The organism is Pseudomonas sp. NFACC42-2, assembly GCF_900116055.1.
Classification (GTDB): Bacteria; Pseudomonadota; Gammaproteobacteria; order Pseudomonadales; family Pseudomonadaceae; genus Aquipseudomonas; species Aquipseudomonas marginalis.
Genome location: NZ_FOZO01000019.1, coordinates 40601 through 59885 on the forward strand (window position 1 = coordinate 40601; position 19285 = coordinate 59885).

16 protein-coding genes are annotated in these 19285 nt (G+C 60.1%); 2 read left to right on the forward strand and 14 right to left on the reverse strand.

The window, feature by feature from the left end; all coding sequences use genetic code 11:
- Window positions 1–25: 25 nt before the first annotated feature.
- Window positions 26–1261 (forward strand): cytosine deaminase, encoded by a 1236-nt coding sequence (gene codA, locus BM416_RS24530; protein ID WP_092489758.1) that lies wholly within the window; start codon window positions 26–28, stop codon window positions 1259–1261.
- 9 nt (window positions 1262–1270) lie between these two features.
- On the opposite strand, the gene BM416_RS24535 is transcribed toward codA, so the two are convergent.
- The 5 genes from BM416_RS24535 to BM416_RS24555 form a co-directional block, all read right to left on the reverse strand.
- Window positions 1271–3421 (reverse strand): lipase family protein, encoded by a 2151-nt coding sequence (locus BM416_RS24535; RefSeq protein WP_092489759.1) that lies wholly within the window; start codon window positions 3419–3421, stop codon window positions 1271–1273.
- 12 nt (window positions 3422–3433) lie between these two features.
- Window positions 3434–4216, reverse strand: a complete 783-nt coding sequence (locus BM416_RS24540) for a hypothetical protein (protein WP_092489760.1) — start codon at window positions 4214–4216, stop codon at window positions 3434–3436.
- On the reverse strand, window positions 4209–5045 hold the full coding sequence (locus BM416_RS24545; RefSeq protein ID WP_092489761.1) for a DUF4123 domain-containing protein: 837 nt from the start codon (window positions 5043–5045) through the stop codon (window positions 4209–4211). Before BM416_RS24545 ends, BM416_RS24540 begins: the two co-directional genes overlap by 8 nt.
- A complete protein-coding gene (locus BM416_RS24550; RefSeq protein ID WP_092489762.1) occupies window positions 5045–7063 on the reverse strand; it encodes a type VI secretion system Vgr family protein in 2019 nt (672 codons plus the stop codon). Before BM416_RS24550 ends, BM416_RS24545 begins: the two co-directional genes overlap by 1 nt.
- A 310-nt stretch (window positions 7064–7373) precedes the next feature.
- A complete protein-coding gene (locus BM416_RS24555; RefSeq protein ID WP_092489763.1) occupies window positions 7374–8360 on the reverse strand; it encodes a diaminopimelate epimerase in 987 nt (328 codons plus the stop codon).
- A 346-nt stretch (window positions 8361–8706) separates the two neighbouring features.
- Here BM416_RS24555 and BM416_RS24560 point away from each other — a divergent pair, with 346 nt between their 5' ends.
- Window positions 8707–9858 (forward strand): MFS transporter, encoded by a 1152-nt coding sequence (locus tag BM416_RS24560; RefSeq protein ID WP_092489764.1) that lies wholly within the window; start codon window positions 8707–8709, stop codon window positions 9856–9858.
- A 10-nt stretch (window positions 9859–9868) separates the two neighbouring features.
- Here BM416_RS24560 and BM416_RS30935 read toward each other — a convergent pair whose 3' ends face one another.
- The 9 genes from BM416_RS30935 to BM416_RS24605 all read right to left on the reverse strand — a co-directional run bounded on the left by BM416_RS30935 (window position 9869) and on the right by BM416_RS24605 (window position 19280).
- Complete coding sequence (locus tag BM416_RS30935) at window positions 9869–10789, reverse strand: type III secretion protein (RefSeq protein ID WP_256577587.1); 921 nt, start codon at window positions 10787–10789, stop codon at window positions 9869–9871.
- 186 nt (window positions 10790–10975) lie between these two features.
- Window positions 10976–11131: a type III secretion effector protein gene (locus tag BM416_RS30470; RefSeq protein ID WP_139237774.1), complete on the reverse strand. Its 156-nt coding sequence runs from the start codon at window positions 11129–11131 to the stop codon at window positions 10976–10978.
- 292 nt (window positions 11132–11423) lie between these two features.
- Complete coding sequence (locus BM416_RS30940; RefSeq protein ID WP_256577588.1) at window positions 11424–12026, reverse strand: hypothetical protein; 603 nt, start codon at window positions 12024–12026, stop codon at window positions 11424–11426.
- A gap of 618 nt (window positions 12027–12644) precedes the next feature.
- Entirely contained in the window at window positions 12645–15050 is a 2406-nt protein-coding gene (locus BM416_RS24580; RefSeq protein WP_092489766.1) for a TonB-dependent siderophore receptor, read from the reverse strand.
- Window positions 15051–15147: 97 nt separating this feature from the next.
- On the reverse strand, window positions 15148–16101 hold the full coding sequence (locus tag BM416_RS24585) for a FecR family protein (RefSeq protein ID WP_371856067.1): 954 nt from the start codon (window positions 16099–16101) through the stop codon (window positions 15148–15150).
- Window positions 16102–16130: 29 nt separating this feature from the next.
- Window positions 16131–16631, reverse strand: coding sequence for a sigma-70 family RNA polymerase sigma factor (locus BM416_RS24590; RefSeq protein ID WP_092489767.1), 501 nt, complete (start codon window positions 16629–16631; stop codon window positions 16131–16133).
- 91 nt (window positions 16632–16722) lie between these two features.
- Entirely contained in the window at window positions 16723–17358 is a 636-nt protein-coding gene (locus BM416_RS24595; protein ID WP_092489768.1) for a CGNR zinc finger domain-containing protein, read from the reverse strand.
- An 81-nt stretch (window positions 17359–17439) separates the two neighbouring features.
- Window positions 17440–18054, reverse strand: a complete 615-nt coding sequence (cysC, locus tag BM416_RS24600) for an adenylyl-sulfate kinase (RefSeq protein ID WP_092489769.1) — start codon at window positions 18052–18054, stop codon at window positions 17440–17442.
- Window positions 18051–19280: an MFS transporter gene (locus BM416_RS24605; RefSeq protein WP_092489770.1), complete on the reverse strand. Its 1230-nt coding sequence runs from the start codon at window positions 19278–19280 to the stop codon at window positions 18051–18053. Before BM416_RS24605 ends, cysC begins: the two co-directional genes overlap by 4 nt.
- Window positions 19281–19285: the final 5 nt, after the last annotated feature.

A 19285-nucleotide genomic window follows, 5' to 3' on the forward strand; every position in this document is an offset into this window, starting at 1 on the left:
GCTTTCAACCAAGAGGAACTTGCCCATGCACATCATCAACGCCCGCCTGCGCAACCGTGAAGGCCTGCATGATCTGCACCTGGAACATGGCCGGATCGCCAGCATCACCCCACAAGCAACAGCGCCGGCAGTGGGGCCCAATGACCTGGACGCAGCCGGCAACCTGGTGATACCGCCCTTCGTCGAACCGCACATTCACCTCGATGCCACCCTCACCGCCGGCGAACCACGCTGGAACATGAGCGGCACCCTGTTCGAAGGCATCGAGTGCTGGGGTGAACGCAAGGCCACCATCACCGAGGAAGACACCAGGAACCGCGCCAAAAAGACCATCCAGTCCCTCGCCGCCCACGGCATCCAGCATGTACGCACCCATGTCGATGTCACCGACCCCGACCTCACGGCGCTCAAGGCCATGCTGCAAGTGCGCGAAGAAAGCTCGCACCTGATCGACCTGCAAATCGTCGCCTTTCCCCAGGAAGGCATCGAGTCATACCGCAACGGCCGCGAACTGATGGAAGAAGCCATTCGCCTGGGCGCCGATGTGATCGGCGGCATCCCCCACTTTGAATACACCCGCGATCAAGGCGTGAGTTCGGTGAAGTTCCTGATGGACCTGGCCGAACGCACCGGCTGCCTGGTGGATGTGCACTGCGACGAAACCGACGACCCGCATTCACGCTTCCTCGAAGTACTCGCCGAAGAAGCCCGCAGCCGCGACATGGGCGCCCGCGTCACCGCCAGCCACACCACGGCCATGGGTTCCTACGACAATGCCTACTGCGCCAAACTGTTCCGCCTACTGGGGCACTCCGGGATCAGCTTCGTCTCTTGTCCCACCGAAAGCATCCACCTGCAGGGTCGCTTCGACAGCTTCCCGAAACGCCGTGGTGTCACCCGGGTCAACGAGCTGCTGGAGGCCGGCATGAACGTATGCTTTGGCCAGGACTCCATCGTCGATCCCTGGTACCCGCTGGGCAACGGCAACATCCTGCGCGTGCTGGAAGCCGGTTTGCACATCTGCCATATGCTCGGCTACCGCAACCTGCAAAGCGCCCTCGACCTGGTGACCGACAACAGCGCCAAGGCCATGGCCCTGGGTGACCGTTACGGCCTAGAAGCCGGGCGCCCGGCCAACCTGTTGATCCTCTCGGCCGACAGCGACTACGAGGTGATTCGCAGCCAAGGGCTGGCGCTGTACTCGATTCGCCACGGCAAGGTGTTGATGAAACGCCAGCCGACGCAGGTGGAGTTTGTCTAAGCACCCAGGTCAGACGATTGAGTCGAGATCCAGCGGCTGTGCCCTCCCCAGCTCACTCTGCGCAGCGGGAGGGATGCTCGCGACCTGAGGCAACGCCTGGTTTTCACGATGGCGGAACCAGCGCTTGAGACTGGGTTGCAGGTTGGAGGAGTGGCTATGGCTGCCGTAGACATCACGCGCTTCAAGACGACGCCAGCGCAGGGTTTGCAGGCGTTCGCGACTGGTGTGCAGGCGGTCGATCTCAGCGTTCAGCGGCTCATGGTATTCATAGGCACGGTCGTTGGCCGGGCGCTGTCGAGTCAGTTCACGTCGCTTGTCGTGCAGTTGCTTGCGCATGGTCGCAAGGGCGTGGTCGAGCAGTTCAAACTCCCGTTGGGTCACCAGAGGACCGTTGCTATCCACGGTTTGTTGCCAGCGACGCAACGTCGCCCAGGCGGCGGGGATGTAGCTGGCGGTCATGAAATGCTGCTTGTATTGCACCAACTGTTTGATCAGGCCTTCGCGATCGGGCATGTCACCGCGCGTTTGCCATGCCCGGTTGCGGCCAGCTTCTTCAATGGACTCGCAGCCCGGCTTCCACAGCACGGACGAATGCGTACCGTCCGGGAGCACGATCGGCATGAAGTGCTGTTGATCGCCGTGGTGTTGGTAGGGGTTACCGCCAATACGTACCAGGCCGGCGGCGAACAACAGGCCCCCGGCCGTGGGGGCGCTGAATAGCGTGACGGCACCGGGGATCCAGAGTTTGGCGGTGGTGTTCATCCAAGGGGCCGGGACGCTGGGGACCGGGTCGTTGTGGTTGACGATGCGGTGGTGGACCAACGTGGAAGCGCCGGCAGTGAACTCGGCATCGGCGGCGCGGGGGGCGCCGTAGGTGTAGAGGAGGATGTTGTAGTTACGCTCAGGAATACGACGTAACGCTTCTGCCAGTAACAACGCAATTGCGCCGCCCAAGCTATGACCGCAAATGACTATTCGTTGGCCTATGTGAAATTGACTGAGGTAACGCAGTACGAAGTCACGCACAGCCCGGTAAGCCTGATAGAAACCTTCGTGTGCCTTGCCGACCCCGTCGGCGAATGCAACCTGATGGGCATTTGCATCCCGTAGTGCGTCGGCCGTGCTGAACGTTCCGCGCACTGAAATCAGGATCACCTCATCGTGATGGGTGATGAACGCCTGGGTGTCAGTGCCGTCTTTTTCGTCATCAAAGAAGTGCAAGCTTGCGGGATGTTCCTGTTTCTCGCCCAACTCCGGGCGATTTTGCAGGTACAACTCAGGGTCGAAGGGCAGGATTTCGAAGCGCCTGGAATAAGGGACATCTTCATAAAGAGGGAAAAATCGCCGGGTTTGCTCGGGATCAACTCGCCAGGCTTCACGGTATCCAGACAGTTGCTTGCCAAACAGATTCCCAACGCTGGGGTCCAGCGGGAAATGGACTTTATCAACGGGTTTCTTTGAGGGTTCCTGCCCAAAATCGCAGTAACTCAACGCTGCAAACAAAGCCAACTGATACAGGTTCAAAGCACAGAACTCATCTTCAGTGGAGAGCATCGGGCGCAAGGCTCGCAGCGGTCGGACTTCGAGAACGGTATGCTGGCTGGGGAACAGCACGATACCCGATAAGGTTGGCTGGGGCGGGCCAAAGCCCAGGTCGGCCATCATTTTTAATGCGTGGCGCTGGGGGCGGTGGGGTGTTTTTTCCACGGGGGGAAGATGGGCGATATGGCGAACCAGATCGCTTACTTCAACTTGGTAAAACCGATCTGAGCTCTGTCGTCCTGGATTGCTTTCAGTTCGCCGACCATCGACGCTTGAAAAACGGGTTTGTTCAGCTCGGACTTGAAGATCGGTGATCGGTAATGGATAGCTGTCTCGCTGCTGCAATGTTGAATAGTAGCCCCTCCCCGCCTCATATGGAGCATCTAAAACCAGCACGACAGGACCGCGACACTGCCCCTCCAACCGTGCAAACCCTTCTCCATTCAAATGGCCTTTGTACCGCTGCCCTGCGCTGTCAACAACCTCATATCTAAGCCCTCCATAGGCTTTCCCATCACCTGATTCATCCACCAGACAAAAACTCAGCCAACCTCCATGCAATGCGCAAGCAGGCATACTTTCATCAAAAAAAGGGTGCTTCCATTCTTCCATCGTCATGCCTGGATATCCTTATTCAGTACAAGTTGGATAGATGTCGCATATACGCCCATCGGGCATTGTGATGGGCTTGAAGTCGGTAGTATTCCCGTTACAGAACGCATAAAGATCATCAAAATCCGTCCCTAGACAACGCTTCCACCCACCAGGAAAACGAATCCAGTTATCGCCCATGTAAGGTCGCTCTTCGGGATTGAGTCCTACTTTTATCAGTACCTTTTGTCCTCCCAGTTCATCTCGCAGCAAACCACCTCTCGTACCAGCGTTAGATAGCGCCCCACTGTCACTCAAATATCCACATTTAAGGACCTTTATGATTACGTGCTTCCGCCCTGCAGTCCGAAACAACCACTGACACTGCCAAGACAGCTCCTTAACTCCCGACTCCGGCATTCCTGGCCGATCCCCCTCCAGAAGATCCCGAATGGAAACCCCCCCTATATCCCCCCCAACGTCCGAATCCCGCTTGCCCCACTTCGCATAAAGATCAAAATCCACACTTCGCAGCACCAACGGACACCCCTGTACCGTCTCACTCAGAGGCAACTCATAACTCGCACGACTCGCCACCGGCTTGTACTCGGTAAAAAAGACCTTCCGCTCCGGCCTCTTGCCTCGGCGCCTTGGCAAGGTGCAGGTCTCACCTGTTGCAGGCCCATAGTTGGCGGCAGTTTTAAGTTTAAACTCCCCCGGTAAATCCACCTCCAACGTAAAGCGATCAACCGGTTTCATCGCGCACCCCGAAAGTCCCGCCATCGCCAGTGCAAGCAGCACGCCCCATACACGCTTACTCATCCTTGTTCTCCAACATGTGCCACTGCTGCTTAACTCGTTCAAAGTGATCCTGCGGTGTTTCTCCAAGCGTCGGTTGCCAACGAATCACACTGCTGCGGGTGGCCTCTTCCAGCCGTCGCACGACCAGAAACTCCAGCTGTTCCGGCTGGCTCCATCGCCAACTGCTAGCCTGTTCCAACACTTGGGTCAGCCAGACCCTGGGGTCTTGGAATTCAACCAATGCCGCCAGGTCTTCACTGCGTTCAGCCAGCAGGTAACGCAGGATATTGGCGTGCAGGATGGCGCTGGCATTCGGGTTGGGCGTGTTCAGCCAGGGGGCTGGCTCGGGCACCGGATAGTCACCGGGGGCAGGGTTGTCGCCACAGTGCCAGCTGCCTTCATGCCAGTAGCACACACTGATCAGTGGGCCGAGGAATGCTGGCCAGTGTTCAAGGCCCAGATGGTTCAGTGCGCGCGCCAACGTACGATTGTCGTGAAGGCGGTACAGCGTCCGGTTATTCTCCGGTCCGACCAGCAGCCGGTCGCGCCAATGCCGGGACATGTCCGTCAGGTCCGCATTTTGCAAACTGCCCAGCCAGCCCCAATTCATCTCTGGTTCTTGCAGAAGATCGAGCAGCGCGGGCTCTCCTACCTGATCCAGCAACAGGATCACGGGGCCAGCCGTGGCCATTTCCGCCAGTGGGGTTTGTGCGTAGAGGTGGCAGTACGCTGGAAAACCGCGTACCGCCAACAATGACTGGCAGGCTGCGTTTTTTCCCTCAAGCATCAGGCACAGCCTGTGACCTGCCTGCTGCTGCTGGCTCATCCATCGGCTTGGAAGGTTTTCCATCAGGCAGCCCTCCCGCCGACGGTGCAGAGGCCTTCGCGGCAGCCCTCGCATAGCGGGCAGAAGTCCGCATCCAATTGCCTGGCCAAGTGCATGACGGCGCCCTGTGTGGCGGAGATTTTCGGGCTCTGCGCAACCAACAGGGCGTTCGCCGACCCGGTCGCGGACGGGGTTCCACCGAGGGTGATGGGCCGACTGCTGAAAATGCCGCCTGCCTGGATCACCAGGTGCTCTCCGCCGGCCTTGAAACTCAGTTGTACGCCCGCGTCGATCACCAGGCTGGCGCCGGCCTTGAGATGCACCTGTTGCCCGGCTTCAATCACCAGGGTTTGCCCGACATAGGTCCGGCTGTCGCCCTGCACGTCCAGATGATCGCTGGCCTTGAGCACAACCTTGCGGTCACCGGTGACGTGACGATGCTCCTCGCTTTCCAGGTGCACCGTACTTATCCCTCGAATGATCTCACGCCGCTCACCGGCCACTTCCAGGCGACTGTCATGCCCCACCTGCTGCTCCAGGTCCCGCTGGGCACGAAGGTAGATGAGCTCCTTGCCACGGCGGTCTTCCAGGTGCAATTCGTTGCCGCCGCCTCCGCCCAGGGTGCTGCGACTGCGCAAGACGCTGCGGGTCTTGTGTTGCGGCAAGGAATAGGTCGGCATGTGCAACGCATTGGCCAGGCAACCGTTGATCAGCGGCTGGTCCGGGTCGCCCTCCAGGAACGTCACCAGCACTTCCATGCCCACCCGCGGGATCATCGTTGCGCCAAACCCGTCTCCGGCCCAACCCGATGCCACCCGCACCCAACAACTGCTTGTGTCATCGCTCTTGTCCAGTCGGTCCCAGTGAAACCGTACTTTCACCCGGCCGTATGCATCGCAATGCACCTCTTCACCGACAGGCCCGGTTACCGTGGCGGTCTGGGTGCCGTGAATGGTCGGCTTGGGATGCTTGAGAGGGGGTCGATACGGTGCAGTCCAGGGTGTCGCGGTGAAACGGTTGCGATACCCCTGGAATGCATCCACCTCACCTGTCGCATCCTCCAGCACCTGCGGTTGATAACCCTCGTGACGGACCGAAGTGATCAACCATAAATCATTGCAGGCCGGATCCGGATGGTCGTGCAGCTCAAGAAAATGCCCACTGCGCAGCACCGCTTGGTCGCTCCTGCCCAATGCCCGATATCCGCCGATCTGAAGGCGCTCCAACCCCCTGCGAGCCAGGCGCGCGCCCCGTGCATGGCCGGTAAATCCAGCCGGGTAGCGGTAGTCCTCAAGGGGTAGCGCTGAGGCAGAACCCGCGCTGTCTTGCAGACATAAGGACGGATGCTCGAAGTCATGATCACGACGCACCGTTTGCTGGCTGCGGGTCGCCAGGCGTACGTCGAAACGCTGGATAACCCGTGTCTCGGCCAGCGGCCCGCCGGCAGCTGAATAACGCTGCGCAGGCAGGCGGTGGAACACGGTCTGGTCGTCGCCAAACACCAGCACATGCTGGTGCTCGCTGTGACGGAAGTGGTAGTGAATGCCCTCCTCTTCACACAGGCGCTGGATGAAATGCAGGTCGGTTTCCGAGTATTGCACGCAGAACGTCCGCGGCGGGTAGACCACCGGCCCCAACTCAAAGGCATAGCGGTCGGCCAGGATGCCGTGGTGTTCGAGGACTGCCGCGATGATCTGCGGAACACTGCGCTGCTGGAAAATCCGCTGGTCGCGTCGATGGGCAAGGTAGGCGAGATGCGGCGCCAACGTCAGGTGATAACGGGTGAGCCGCCGCCCGGGATCATCGCGGCCAATCGCGTAAACCTGCCCATGCAGGCCTTCATTGGCATCGCCAAAAACCAGGTAGGCAGGCTGGTGGAGCAGTGACTCCAGGTCCAGTGAAGGGTTTTCGCTGACCACCTGCACCTGGATGAAAAACGGCTGATCAAGCACCTCCTGACCGTTGAACGCCAGTACTTGAAAGTCAGTCTTTATGCCTGGAAGGATTAATTTGAAACGTGACGAAACAAACGCGTTAACCATCCGTTGTTACCCGCCAATATCGATAGTTATTACCGGACTGAGATACCTCCCCCGCCAAACATGAAATAAGTTGCCGAGGAAAAGCGCCTGAACGCCTTGAAGCTTAGCGTTTCCAGGAAAAAATCGGCCCCCAAAAAATAAAAAAGAAGTTTCGTACGACTGAGATTGAAGTGTCTTTTACAAAATAATAAATCGAGTCAATGAGCCACTTCTTAAACATAAGAAATGTCCTACATCAACTTTTATCTGATCAATTAATTAATAGCGAAACAGCCGACACCCACTCAGGGCGTCAACTGCTCAAAAGACTTCATGTCCGAGGCCGTGCAGTCCCGAACAGACTGACGCTCAGCAGCGTATCGACCTGGGTATGCAAACGTACCGGCGCAGTGCCACCCGGCATAACCACCGCGACTTCACCACCCTCAACCCAACCCGCTCGCCACGCCGCACAGGCCACGGCACTGGCGCTGGTGCCGGAGGACGCCGTGGGGCCCTCTCCCCGCTCGAACACCCGGGCAACCACCCGGTTGCCGGATTGCCTGGCGACCCATTGCAAATTGACTCCGGCCAAGCATGGCTCGCCGCTTCCTGCCGGGGGGGCGAAGGCAATCGCCTGCAACGGTTCGAACAGCGCTGGCTGTTGCATCTGCAGATTGTCCGGCAAGGCTGACAGGTGTTCGACCAGGGTCACACAATGTGGATTGCCCACACGCACAAACTGACTGTGCGCCCACTGTGGGTTGATCGCCGCCAACGCCTTCACATGGCTCAGTTCAATGCCGTCCTGGAACACCTGCTCAACCCCCTGCGCACCCACGGACGACGGCCCGAACCCGGGCAAACCCAATGCCAGCCAGAATCCAGAGCGGTGCTCATAGATGGCAGGTTCGACCCGAGTCACCAACGGCGCCCCCCCGTCAGGCTGGTCATGATGCACGCGCAAATCACAAGCCTCGGTCATCAAGCCCTGGTCAGTAAGCGCCTGGGCAAAAATCGTCAAGCCATTGCCACTGCGCTCGGCCAGGGAGCCGTCGGTGTTCACGATCAACAGGTCAAACGGCGGCTCGGCCTGGAAGGGACCAACCAGCAAGCCATCACAGCGGTGGGCCTTGGCATTGGCCGGGCGCAGCGTCGAGCCCCACTCGCATTCGGAGCTTATGGCAGATGCAGCCCAAGCCTCGCGAGTCTTCGCGGCCTGTGCCGCGCTGTTGGGCACCTCGATACCCTGCTGTCGTAAAAACGCCGGGCTGGAGACCCCGTAAATGTTGCCACGTGCATCATAGAACCGGGTCATGGCGCCACTTGCCTTGCAATCTTCATCGGTGCGTCCGCTCGGTTGCCTATAGGGTTGGACCAGCAGCGTATTACACAATGCAGGGTGTGTGGGAGGCGGCCTGGAAGGTGGTAATCCACCGTGAAAACCCGGGGGTTCACCAGTTCCCACAGGGATTACACACCTTCCAGAACGCCTTCTGCAAAGACACTTCGTGTGTGGTTGCCAACGCCCATGGCGTTCCCGAATTGCAAAAAGAAATCATCGCCGCTGATCTCGGGGGGAACCTGGCTCGCCCCCAAGGGCCTGATGTGCAAGGATATCGCGCCGGACATCGTTCGCTGAACGCAAAACCAAGGATTTTTTCATGACTGCCATCCCCACCTCAGCACCCGTGGTTCCCGGGCGGCTGGAACAAATGTCGACCCGTATCGCATTTTTCATCGCCGGCTTCGGCATTGCTGCCTGGGCGCCGTTGGTGCCATACGCCAAAGCACGCGCCGAACTGAGTGAAGGCACCCTGGGCCTGCTGCTGTTGTGCCTGGGGGTGGGGTCTATCATTGCCATGCCGGCCGCCGGTGCGCTGGCGTCTCGTTATGGCTGCCGACGCGTGCTGAGCGCCGGCACGATCATGATCTGCCTGGCCTTGCCCATGCTGGCCACGGTCAGCTCGATTCCGTTACTGATCGCCGGATTGTTCCTGTTTGGCGCGGGCCTTGGCACGGTGGACTCCACGGTGAACCTGCAAGCGGTGATTGTTGAGCGCGCCAGTGGCAAAACCATGATGTCGGGCTTCCACGGCTTGTTCAGCCTGGGAGGGATCGTCGGCGCGGCCGGGGTTGCAGGGCTGCTGGGGTTGGGTCTGTCACCTCTGCAGGCGACCCTGGTGGTGATCGTCATCATGGCGCTGGCGCTGCTCAAGGCCGGGCCACATTTGTTGCCCTACGGCAGTGAAAGTTCGGGTCCGGCATTTGCGATCCCCCACGGCGTAGTACTGTTCATCGGCTGTCTGTGCTTTATCGTGTTTTTGGCAGAAGGCGCCGTACTGGATTGGAGCGCCGTGTTCCTCAGTGCCGAACGCGGTCTGGACGAAGCCTACGCCGGCCTGGGTTACGCAGCCTTCGCCCTGACCATGACTGCCGGGCGCCTGACCGGCGATGCCATCGTGCGGCGCCTGGGCGCAACCCGCGTGATTGTGATCGGTGGTGCACTGGCCACTGCTGGCATGTTGTTGGCAACGTTATTGCCAGCCTGGGAAACCGCATTGCTGGGGTATGCGCTGGTAGGTGCCGGTTGCTCGAATATCGTGCCGGTGCTGTACACCGCCGTCGGCAAGCAAACGGTGATGCCGGAACATATTGCCGTACCTGCCATCACGACCTTGGGGTATGCCGGGATTCTTGCCGGCCCCGCAGTGATTGGCTTCATTGCCCATGGCAGCGGCCTGAGCAGTGGCTTTGTGCTGATCGCAGTACTGCTCGCCGGTGTATCCCTGAGCGGCAAGGTCCTCAAGGTATGACCCCCGCACATCAGCGCGCTTTGCGGGCCTTGTCCTGTTCCAGCCAACGCTCGAGGCTTTTGTTACTGAGCCAGCCGTCTTTTTGCGGCGGACCAAACAATCGTGTGCCGTTCGCACGTACCAGCGAAGGCAGCAGACCTGGCCGCTCAAGAATGTTCTTCGCCGTGTAGACACAGAGCTCGCTGTACCTGGGCCGAGGCATGCCGGAGGAAGGATCCAGCACAGGCGCACCCTCTTGATCAACGGCATGCGGGTCCTGCATGACGGCCTTGAGCGTGGCGATTTCAACGTACTGGTGTTGTTCAAAGAAGAACGTCCGATCCTGCGATTTATCCCTCAATTGTTCGAACTGGCCCTGCAGGGCCAGCACCACCTGGGTATTGCCCTGGGCATGGAACGGGTCCTGGCTGAACACACTTGGCGAGCTGTTCCCCTGTAGCGTTTGGGCTGCCGCCCTGAGACTATCCCGGGTGATATCGCCGTCGCGGCTCAAAATTGCATCGCTCAACCGCGGGCGCTTGAGAATCTCGCTGACCACTTGAATCGTCCGGTCCAACTCCTCGCTTTTCCCCATACGTTCATCTGCAACACGCTGCAATGATGAGCAGGTCAAACGCCCGTCGTTCAGGAAGGGGTACAGCCTGCCAAAATCTTTTTCCAGGGCCAACGCCAGTTGACTGTCGGTGGACGTTACGCCGGGCTGGGCGAGGTACGCGCGCGTAGCAGCGGGCAGGTTCTGCAGCGCTCGCTGGCGCAGCACCGACATTGTTCCGCACAGCACCAGAGGCACCCGCGACACGCCGTCGGGGCGCGCAGGAACAGCCCCCTGCCAGGTTCCAGAGGGCGTGAGCGGCGCTGGCACTGTAGACCGTAAAGCCGGCTCGTCCAGCGCCAAGGGCAGACCATGAGGGGGTACACCCTCGATCGTCATGGGTTTTCTCCAACGCGTTTCCGATACATACCTGCCCGGTGATCACCACCCCCAGACGGAATCAGCGAATGGATTCCACCGGCAAGCACCCCATGTGTGGTTGGACAAACACAACAGTTCCGGACAACCGATGAATACCAATGACAGCATGTAAACAACGACCAGAAGGTACGGTGATTCCCACCCTTACCGACGCAACCAGGTCGTCAGGCTATTGATCAGCCTGGAATACTTGGGGGGTTTGGCGTCGTCACTCGCCATCTGCCCGGTCGCGAGCATGCCCCGGGAAAAGTCTTCCTCGACCGGCGCCTGGAATTGGCACTGACCGGCAAAAGCCCTCATGCGCCTGGCTTCGACAGCATGCACATCGGCCGCGGCCGGGGGCTCGTGCGCAACGATGTCACCCGTGGGCACAGTCGGATCGCCATCATCCGTATTGCGAAAGAGCTCATGACAGCTGGGCTGGGGCGGGTGAAACGAGCTTGACGTCATTTGCTAGCCCTCCACACGGAATCTGAAAGCCGACCGGTTTGATCAAGGCCGGTGCCTGTGAACTACTTGGTCAGTCGGCGTAAACAGTTCCTGACAAAATTGAGCCAGGCACCGTCATTCAGCGGCGGCGCCTGGCGGACGGTCAGCGGGAAAGCAGGTAAAGCGCTTGCCAGCTGATCCAGCCGTCGTTATCACGACCGGCGAGATTGTCCATTTCCCTCAACACGTCACTGCGCTTGAGTATCTCCTGGGACAGCTGGATCAGATGATCCATGGACGAGTCGCCCGTCTGGTTCCGGGCCGCCAGGCTCCTCAGGTGGCTGAAGCTCAGCTCCCGCTCCCAGGGATAACGTTTCAACTCGTCGAAATGATCAAGCATTTCACCGGCCATTTCCTTGTCGATCTTGTACTTGAAGTAGTTTTCCCCCTTGACCACGATGTTCACATTTTGCCGGTCGATCAGGCCATCCAATGCACCGGTGGAGGAGTGCCGGTCCAGGGCGCTCATCAGCTCTGGACGTCGCAGCAACTCGTTGGCCAGGCGAATGTTCGCGTTCGTGACCGGATTGGGAGACCAGCTTTTTTTCGCCATCCCATAGATACTGTCAACGCTGACATACCTGGGGTCGCTGCGGTCCCTGAAGGCATTGAAATTGTCACGTAACTGTTGGGCCAACTCATCATTATTTTTCAGCGAGTACGTCGGATCAGGCCAGCCCGGTGCGGGCGGATACGGCTTACCCACGGTAGGATCGGGGCGTGGTGGCGGATTGCTGCAGCCAGGATCCGGCCTCGGCGGCGGATTGCAGCAGCCAGGATTCGGCCTCGGCGGCGGATTGCAGTAGCCAGGACCTGGTTGTGGGCGATGCCAGGCAAACCAAGGGCTCACCCAGTGTCTGACCGTATCCATCAGGCCCTGCCTAGCCGGCTCGCTGGAGTGACGCATCACGTTGTCAGCAGCACTCTGACGGGGGGCCTCCGAAGAGGGCGCGCCGAACACGGGCCCCCTCTGGTTTTCCCGAGGCAGGAAGCTGACGTTTGCAGCCGTTTGGCCGTTGGGGGCAGTCGCTGGCCGAGGGGCTTTGACCTCAGGCCTGGAAGTGGCCTGCAAAAGGTCAGAGGTTGATGAGGTAGAGGCCTGTGTATCGGACACCAATACCGACATAGTTTTCTCCATTACAGTGGGCGCGATCTTAAGCTTGCCGCTCCAACGCAACGTCGAAGCCCTTTAGCTTTCCCATGTGTGGCACTTCTGTCGGAAACGGTTCCTGAACCAGCCGCAATATGCACTGCGAGGATGTAAGAAACAGGACAAACGATCGCAGCCTCTTGCAAGACTGCGACTTTTCCAAACCGATAAGGGTCAGAACCCGACGCTGGCCTGTACAAAAAACGTACGCGGCTCGCCCAGGTACAGCCCGGCATTGTTGTCGCTGGAGCGGGTGTAGTGCTGCTGGTCAAAGACGTTTTTCACCCCCACCCCCAGCTTCAGGTTCGACAGTTGTTCGCCAAAGTCGTAGCCACTGCGCACGTTGACCGAGACATAGCCCGGGATATCACCGTACTGCCCATCGGCGGTGCCCTGGGTAATGTAGGTGCTGGTGGTACCCGGTGCACGCTGTCCGGACTGGGCGTACACATCCAGGTTGTGGGTCCAGTGGTGGATGTCGTAGCGCAGACCCAGGGTTGCCACTTCCCGGGAATACAGTGGCAGGTCGCGCCCTTTGAACGGTACGTCGCCTTCGGCGGTAGCCTTGGTGTAGGTGAAGCCGGCGTTGGCGGTCAGGCCGTCCAGGCGTGGGTCCAGGTTCGACAAGTCATAGTGGGCCGACGCTTCGATGCCGCTGTGCTTGGTGGCGCCAAGGTTGGTCCAGCCCACGGCATTGCTGACGTATTGCAGCTCATCCGAGAAGTCGATGTAGAAATACGTGAGTTCCCCGCCCCACACACTGTCGTTGTAGCGCGTACCGACCTCATAGGTCTTGGCTTTCTCCGGGTTCAGGCCGCTGGCGGTCTGGTCGCCGGTGCCGCCCTGCCCGAGCTGGAAGTATTGCAGGCTGCCAAACGAGGTCTCGTAGTTGGCGAACAGTTTCCAGGCATCGGACACGTGGTACATCACGCTCAGGGCCGGCAGCGGTTCCTGGCTATGGACCTCGCGGCGTTTTTCCTGGGTGCGAGGCCCCGTAAGGGGGATGACCGGACGGTCGTGCCATTCGGTGCGGATGTCTTCAAAACGGATGCCCGGGGTGACGGTCCACTTGCCGATATCGATCTTGTTGTCCATATAGAAGGCATTGGCCTCGGTACCACCGGTGCGATCCTGGTAGACGTGACCATCGCTGCGGCCACCCGGCGTCGGCACGTTGTTGATCAGGTTCAGGCTGGTGGCCTGCTCGTGCATGCCCTCCTTGAGGTAGCGATAACCGACGCTGACTTCCTGGGTGCTGGGGCCCACGTCGAATACATGGGACACCCGCGGCTCGATGCCGAAGGTGTAGTAGGTGCGCGGGTAGGACCCGAGGGTCGCGAGGTCGCGGTTAGCGATGTTACTGCCGCGGAAACTGTCGGAATAATAAGTCAGCACTTCGGCCTGGGTCCGGTCGTCGATCTGCCGGATGTACTTGAAGGACACGTCCTTGCGGCGCCCGCTGAAATTGTCCCAATCGCGCACCGACTGGTACGGGTTGGCATCGAACTGTTTCTGGGTCAGCCCGCCGGGCATGTCGGCGCTGGCATCGTAGTAATGGAAGTTCAGCGAGAAGTCGTCCTGGTCGGTCGGCGCCCAGTGGGTCTTGAAGATCACGTCGTCTATGTCGTTGCCGTTGTTGCTGTTGCGGTAGCCGTTGCCATTCACTCCGGAGTACAACAGCGCAGCGCCGATGCCGTTGTCGGCAGTGCCGCCGATAAAAGCGCTCTCGATGTGCTTCCAGCCACCATGGGCGGAAGTTTGCAGGGTAGTGCCGACTTCACCGGAGAATTTCTCGGGGATCGCGCGGGTCACGAAGTTGATCACGCCACCGACGTTCTGTGGCCCATAACGCACGGAACCGGCGCCGCGTACCACGTCGATGCTGTCCAGGTTGCTGGCGGTAATCGGCGCCATCGACAGTTGTGGCTGGCCATAGGGCGCGAATGCCGCCGGCACCCCGTCGATCAGCACGGTGGAGCGTGGTGACAGACGTGATGTCAGCCCGCGTACGCCGACATTGAGGGAAATATCGCTGCCACCTGTGCCGTTGGATTCCTGCACCTGGACCCCAGGCATACGACGCAGCACATCACCGACATTCATCGCGCCCTGCTCCACCATGGCTTCGCGACGAATCACCGTACGCGCGCCCGGGTGGTTCTGCACCACTTCGGCATTGGCATCCCCAAGCCAGTCGCCGACCACCCTGATGTCGGTGGCACCCAGTTCCAGGGGCGAACCGGCGTCACCGGCGCCGCTGCCGAGCGGGCGCAGGGTCACGGAACCGGCGTCGATCTGATAGTCCAGGCCACTGCCTTGCAGCAATTGACGCAGGGCTTGTTCCGCCGACAGGTTGCCGTCTACTGCGGGGGCGTGCTTGCCGGCGACCAGGTCGGGGCTGAAAAACACTTGCAGGGACGTCTGCTGCCCCAGTTGGCTCAGCGCGCTCCCCAGGGGTTGGGCCTGGATATGGATAGCGTCGCCAGCATAGGCCGCCGGCACTGCGGCACTGACAGCAAGCGCAAGGGCAAGCGGCGCCCAGCGGGAGATTTTATTGTTGTGAACGGCACATTTTTTCACGTCGACCCCAGTCCTGTAATCGCAAGAGTATGCGGCTGTTAATGCAAACCAGTTGCAGCTTGGGAGGAAGACGAAGAACTCGGAAAAAACCTGAATCTCAGCGTGAAATAATTTCCTGGCTGCCGTCCGGCAAGGTCCGCAGGGCCACGGGCAGGATATGTGGCAAGGCCTTGAGCAAGGCATCGGTGTCATTGGCCTTGAACACACTGGTCAGTCGCAGGTTGCCAACGGCGGGTGTGCTGACGCGCAACGGGCGCTCGCGATAACGCGAGACCTCACGGGCGACTTCACCCAGGGATGCGTTGTTGAACACCAGTTTGCCGCTGCGCCAGGCCGTCAGTTCCTCGGCATTCACTGCGTAGGACGCTGCCACCAGGCCTTGGTCATTGATATGGGTCCCCAGCCCCGCCGTCAGCGTCACCCCCTCGTTCGGTGAGCGCCCTTGCACCTTCACTGTACCGGCCTCGACCACCACACGGGTCTGGTCGTCATCGCGACGCACATCAAAGCGCGTGCCGGTGACCGTCACCTGCCCTGCACCGGCGGCGACCACAAAGGGACGGCGGGTGTCATGCTCGACACTGAACATGGCCTCGCCCTGCTTGAGTTCAACACTGCGGCGACCTTTTTCATAGTGCACCGAGACAACACTGCGGCTGTTCAAATCCATCACCGAGCCGTCGGGCAATGCCACCTGGCGTTGCTCACCCAGGCGCGTGCTGAAATCGGCCCGGTAGGGCTTCGGATGATCAAGGCCGCTGAACAAGCCGAGCCCCAAGGCCACGGCGACCACACTGGCCGCGACGGCGTAACGCAACACGCCACGACGTTTTGGACGCTCGGCCGGCGCCTCGCCCAACGCCTGCAAGCGGGCCTTGGGCACCAGGTCGGCGGCGCTCCACAGGCCTTGCAGCACATCGAATTCATATTGGTGCTCGGGCTTTTCACTGCGCCACGCATCGAAACGCTCGCGCTCGGTGGCGTCCAACCCAGCGTCTTGCAGGCGTACAAACCATTGCGCGGCTTCGTCGCGGGCACGGTTATCCATCATGGAAGGTCCTGTTTCAGAGCGAGCGTGTGTCATGGGGCCATCGTGTCCAGGCGCTCACGCAAATGCCGCAGGGTGCGGATCATATACTTTTCCACCATGTTCTTGGACAAGCCCAGGCGCTCGGCGATCTCCTGCTGGGTCAGGCCCTCGATCTTCTGCCAGATAAAGATCCTGCGGCAGTTGAGCGGCAACTCGGCCAAGGCCCGCTCGATGGAGTCCGCCAACTGGATCGCGTGCATGAAATGCTCCGGATCGCCACCGTGGGGCTGGCTCTGATCAAAGGCTTCCAACGCCATGGCTTCCCGCCGGTCTTCACGTCGGTAGGCGTCCACGGCGATATTTCGCGCAGTTTGATGCAGATAAGCGCGCGGTTGCTCTACCTGGGAAGCGCTTGCCTCCAGCACCCTCACAAAGGTGTCATGGGCCAGGTCCTCGGCCTGCTGACGGTTTCTCAGGCGGCGTGTCCAGGTGCCGATCAACTCTTCGTAGTGCTCGAAAAAGCCTGTTCTGCGGGGCGGCTGAGGGATCATCGCGAGGGCACTGGGGAGGCGGGGCGTGAATAGTAATGCTTCCTATTAAGTGGAGCAATTGCTACCCGTCGACCGCGACATTGCCTGGCAACTAAAGCGCCTGTTTAAGGCGGCTCAATTTCTCCCGGCTGCCGCACACGCTCATCTGGCACCATTTGCGCAGCTTGTTCTTGGAAATATCCAGGAATAGCCAATCGCAGTCGGTGGCCGTGCAACACTTCAAGGCACGAAGATCACCGGACACCAGCAATTGCGTAGCCTCGATCGCCAGGCGCCCGATCAACATTGCACTCAGTTCCTGGGCAGAGGTGCAGGTTTTCCACGCCCAGGCCGGCGTCCCGTCAACCGTGCGCAGCACCCGCCAGGCGGCGCCTTGCTGGAAACTCAGGTTGATCTGCTGCAAGGCGTCATCGGCCGCAGCCTGGCGCAAGGACAATGGATAAAACACGGCATACAGGCATTCGCGGAACGCAATGATGGCATCCAGATCCGGCTGGTAGGAAATAGGCGACTCAAACACCATGGCCTTGTATTCAGCGAACTCGTGGGCGGAGATCAACGAGGCGTGCAGCGCCCATTCAAAGAAAAACTGAAAACTGGTAAGCCGCTCTTCCATGACCTTGAGCGGCGACCCAGGGCGGCGGCCGTTGGTGGTATTGATGAAGTCCAATACCTGGGCCCCGCCGATCAGACGGATGGATTTTGCAGTGCCGGTGAAATGCGTCATGCCTGCTCCTGAAAAAACGCGGTATGCCAGCGATGGCGCAGATTACCTTGTTTTCCGAAGGTGCGGCGCAAAGACCAGCGGCTATGTGTGCTCGTCGTTGCGGGCCATCCAATCGAGAATAGTCGCGACAGACTGTTCGACAGACAGCGCCTGGGTGTCCACATGCACTTCCGGAAAGATCGGCACGTCGTAGTTCGAATCAATCCCGGTGAAGTGTTGGATCAACCCCAGGCGGGCTTTTTTGTACAAGCCCTTAGGGTCACGTTGCTCCGCCGTTTCCAGCGGCGCATCCACATGCACCTCGACAAAATGCTCATTGCCGACAATGGCGCGCGCGTAATGCCGGCTGGCCGCCGACGGTGAGATCAGCGCCACGATCACCACCAGCCCTGCGTCCAGCATCAAGCGCGCGACCTCCGCGACCCGCCGGATATTCTCATCGCGGTCGCTGTCGGTAAAACCCAGGTCGCGGCACAGGCCGCCGCGCACCGAGTCGCCGTCAATGATGCAGGTCAAGCGCCCCTGTGCCTGTAAGGCGCTGTCCAGCGCATCGGCAATCGTCGACTTGCCGGCCGCCGAGATGCCCGTCATCCAGATGACCAAGGGCTTTTGCCCCATACGCGAGCGTTCGGCGCCGAGATGGCTGAACGCAAACGCATGCAGGTTCTGGTCTGGACGTTCCGGAAAATAACTCATGGCCGCTCACCCTCCGTCACCGAAACAGGCGGTTTACCCAGTAGGAACACCATCACGCATTGCACGAACAGCAACAGCGCAACCACCCAGTAGACGGTCGCGAACGAGCCGGTCAGGTCCTTGGAAAAACCGCCCAGGAAGTTACCGCACACGCCCCCCAGGCCGATCAGCACATTGGCAATGCCGAATGCCTGGGTCAGTCGGCTGACCGGCACGATTTGCCCGATGTAGCTGGGGACAAGCCCGAAGATGGGGTAGAACGCCAGGGCAAACAAAAATGCCGCCAGGTAGAACAGCGGGAGGCTGTTGAAACTGAACACCAGGGTGGCGGCCAGCCCCGCACTCAAAAAGCACATGGCCAGCGACGCCCTGACGCCCACCTTGTCGGCGATCCACCCCACCAGAAAGCCCGAGGCCATGCCCACCGCGCCAATGGTGGTCCAGACAAACCCGGCGTCCTGCACCGACACCCCCAACTCGTCCCGCAGGAACGGAGCCAGGTAAGTCTGGAACGGCAACAGCGCCATCCCATTCAAAAACGCAATGGCCCAGGTCAGGTACAGTGAGCGACTCAACCAAGGTGCATGACTCTCGAACGCCGTCGAACGCGGCCCGGAAAAACCGGCGTCCTTGTCCGCCACCATGTTGCGCAGCAGAAACCAGGCCACCACGCACAGGGCCACCGAGATCAGGCCCGCGGTGAGCCAGATCGAGCGCCAGCCGCCCTGCAGGGTAAGGAACGACACCAGCAAGCCATTGATGAACACGCCGTAGCTGGTGCCGCTGGAAATCAGCCCCATGACCCGCGAGCGATTACCCGGGCTGAAGCCCTTGGTGACAATCTCTGCCAACGGGATGTACACCGAGGCCGAGCAGCCGCCGAGCAAAATCAACAGCGCCCCGGACAGCCAGATACTGTTGCTGACACTCAGCCCCAACAGCGCCAGGGAGGTCATCAGCGTCGACACCAGGCTGATTTTCCAGCCTTCGAAAAAACGGCTGATATAACTGGTGACCGATGAAAACAGCAGGAAGCCGATCTGCGCACCGCCGGTGATCAGGCCCACCGTGGTGTAGTCGAAGCCGATATCGCGGCGCATGTCCACCACCAGGTTGGCGAACAGGTAGACGCCAAACCCGTAGGTACTGGCCACGAACCCGGTCAACACCACCGCCAGCACGACGCTGTCCAACGGGCGCGCGCTACTCTGTACCAGTGTGCTCATCAGGT

Coding starts and splice junctions, on each gene's coding strand:
- BM416_RS24590 (WP_092489767.1), bottom strand. CDS start 16,631: ATGATCCCTCAGCCGCCCCGCAGAACAGGCTTTTTCGAGCACTACGAA.
- BM416_RS24595 (WP_092489768.1), bottom strand. CDS start 17,358: ATGACGCATTTCACCGGCACTGCAAAATCCATCCGTCTGATCGGCGGG.
- BM416_RS30470 (WP_139237774.1), bottom strand. CDS start 11,131: ATGAGGGCTTTTGCCGGTCAGTGCCAATTCCAGGCGCCGGTCGAGGAA.
- BM416_RS24535 (WP_092489759.1), bottom strand. CDS start 3,421: ATGACGATGGAAGAATGGAAGCACCCTTTTTTTGATGAAAGTATGCCT.
- codA (WP_092489758.1), top strand. CDS start 26: ATGCACATCATCAACGCCCGCCTGCGCAACCGTGAAGGCCTGCATGAT.
- BM416_RS24555 (WP_092489763.1), bottom strand. CDS start 8,360: ATGACCCGGTTCTATGATGCACGTGGCAACATTTACGGGGTCTCCAGC.
- cysC (WP_092489769.1), bottom strand. CDS start 18,054: ATGAGTTATTTTCCGGAACGTCCAGACCAGAACCTGCATGCGTTTGCG.
- BM416_RS24545 (WP_092489761.1), bottom strand. CDS start 5,045: ATGGAAAACCTTCCAAGCCGATGGATGAGCCAGCAGCAGCAGGCAGGT.
- BM416_RS24605 (WP_092489770.1), bottom strand. CDS start 19,280: ATGAGCACACTGGTACAGAGTAGCGCGCGCCCGTTGGACAGCGTCGTG.
- BM416_RS24540 (WP_092489760.1), bottom strand. CDS start 4,216: ATGAGTAAGCGTGTATGGGGCGTGCTGCTTGCACTGGCGATGGCGGGA.
- BM416_RS30935 (WP_256577587.1), bottom strand. CDS start 10,789: ATGACGATCGAGGGTGTACCCCCTCATGGTCTGCCCTTGGCGCTGGAC.
- BM416_RS24560 (WP_092489764.1), top strand. CDS start 8,707: ATGACTGCCATCCCCACCTCAGCACCCGTGGTTCCCGGGCGGCTGGAA.
- BM416_RS24585 (WP_371856067.1), bottom strand. CDS start 16,101: ATGATGGATAACCGTGCCCGCGACGAAGCCGCGCAATGGTTTGTACGC.
- BM416_RS24550 (WP_092489762.1), bottom strand. CDS start 7,063: ATGGTTAACGCGTTTGTTTCGTCACGTTTCAAATTAATCCTTCCAGGC.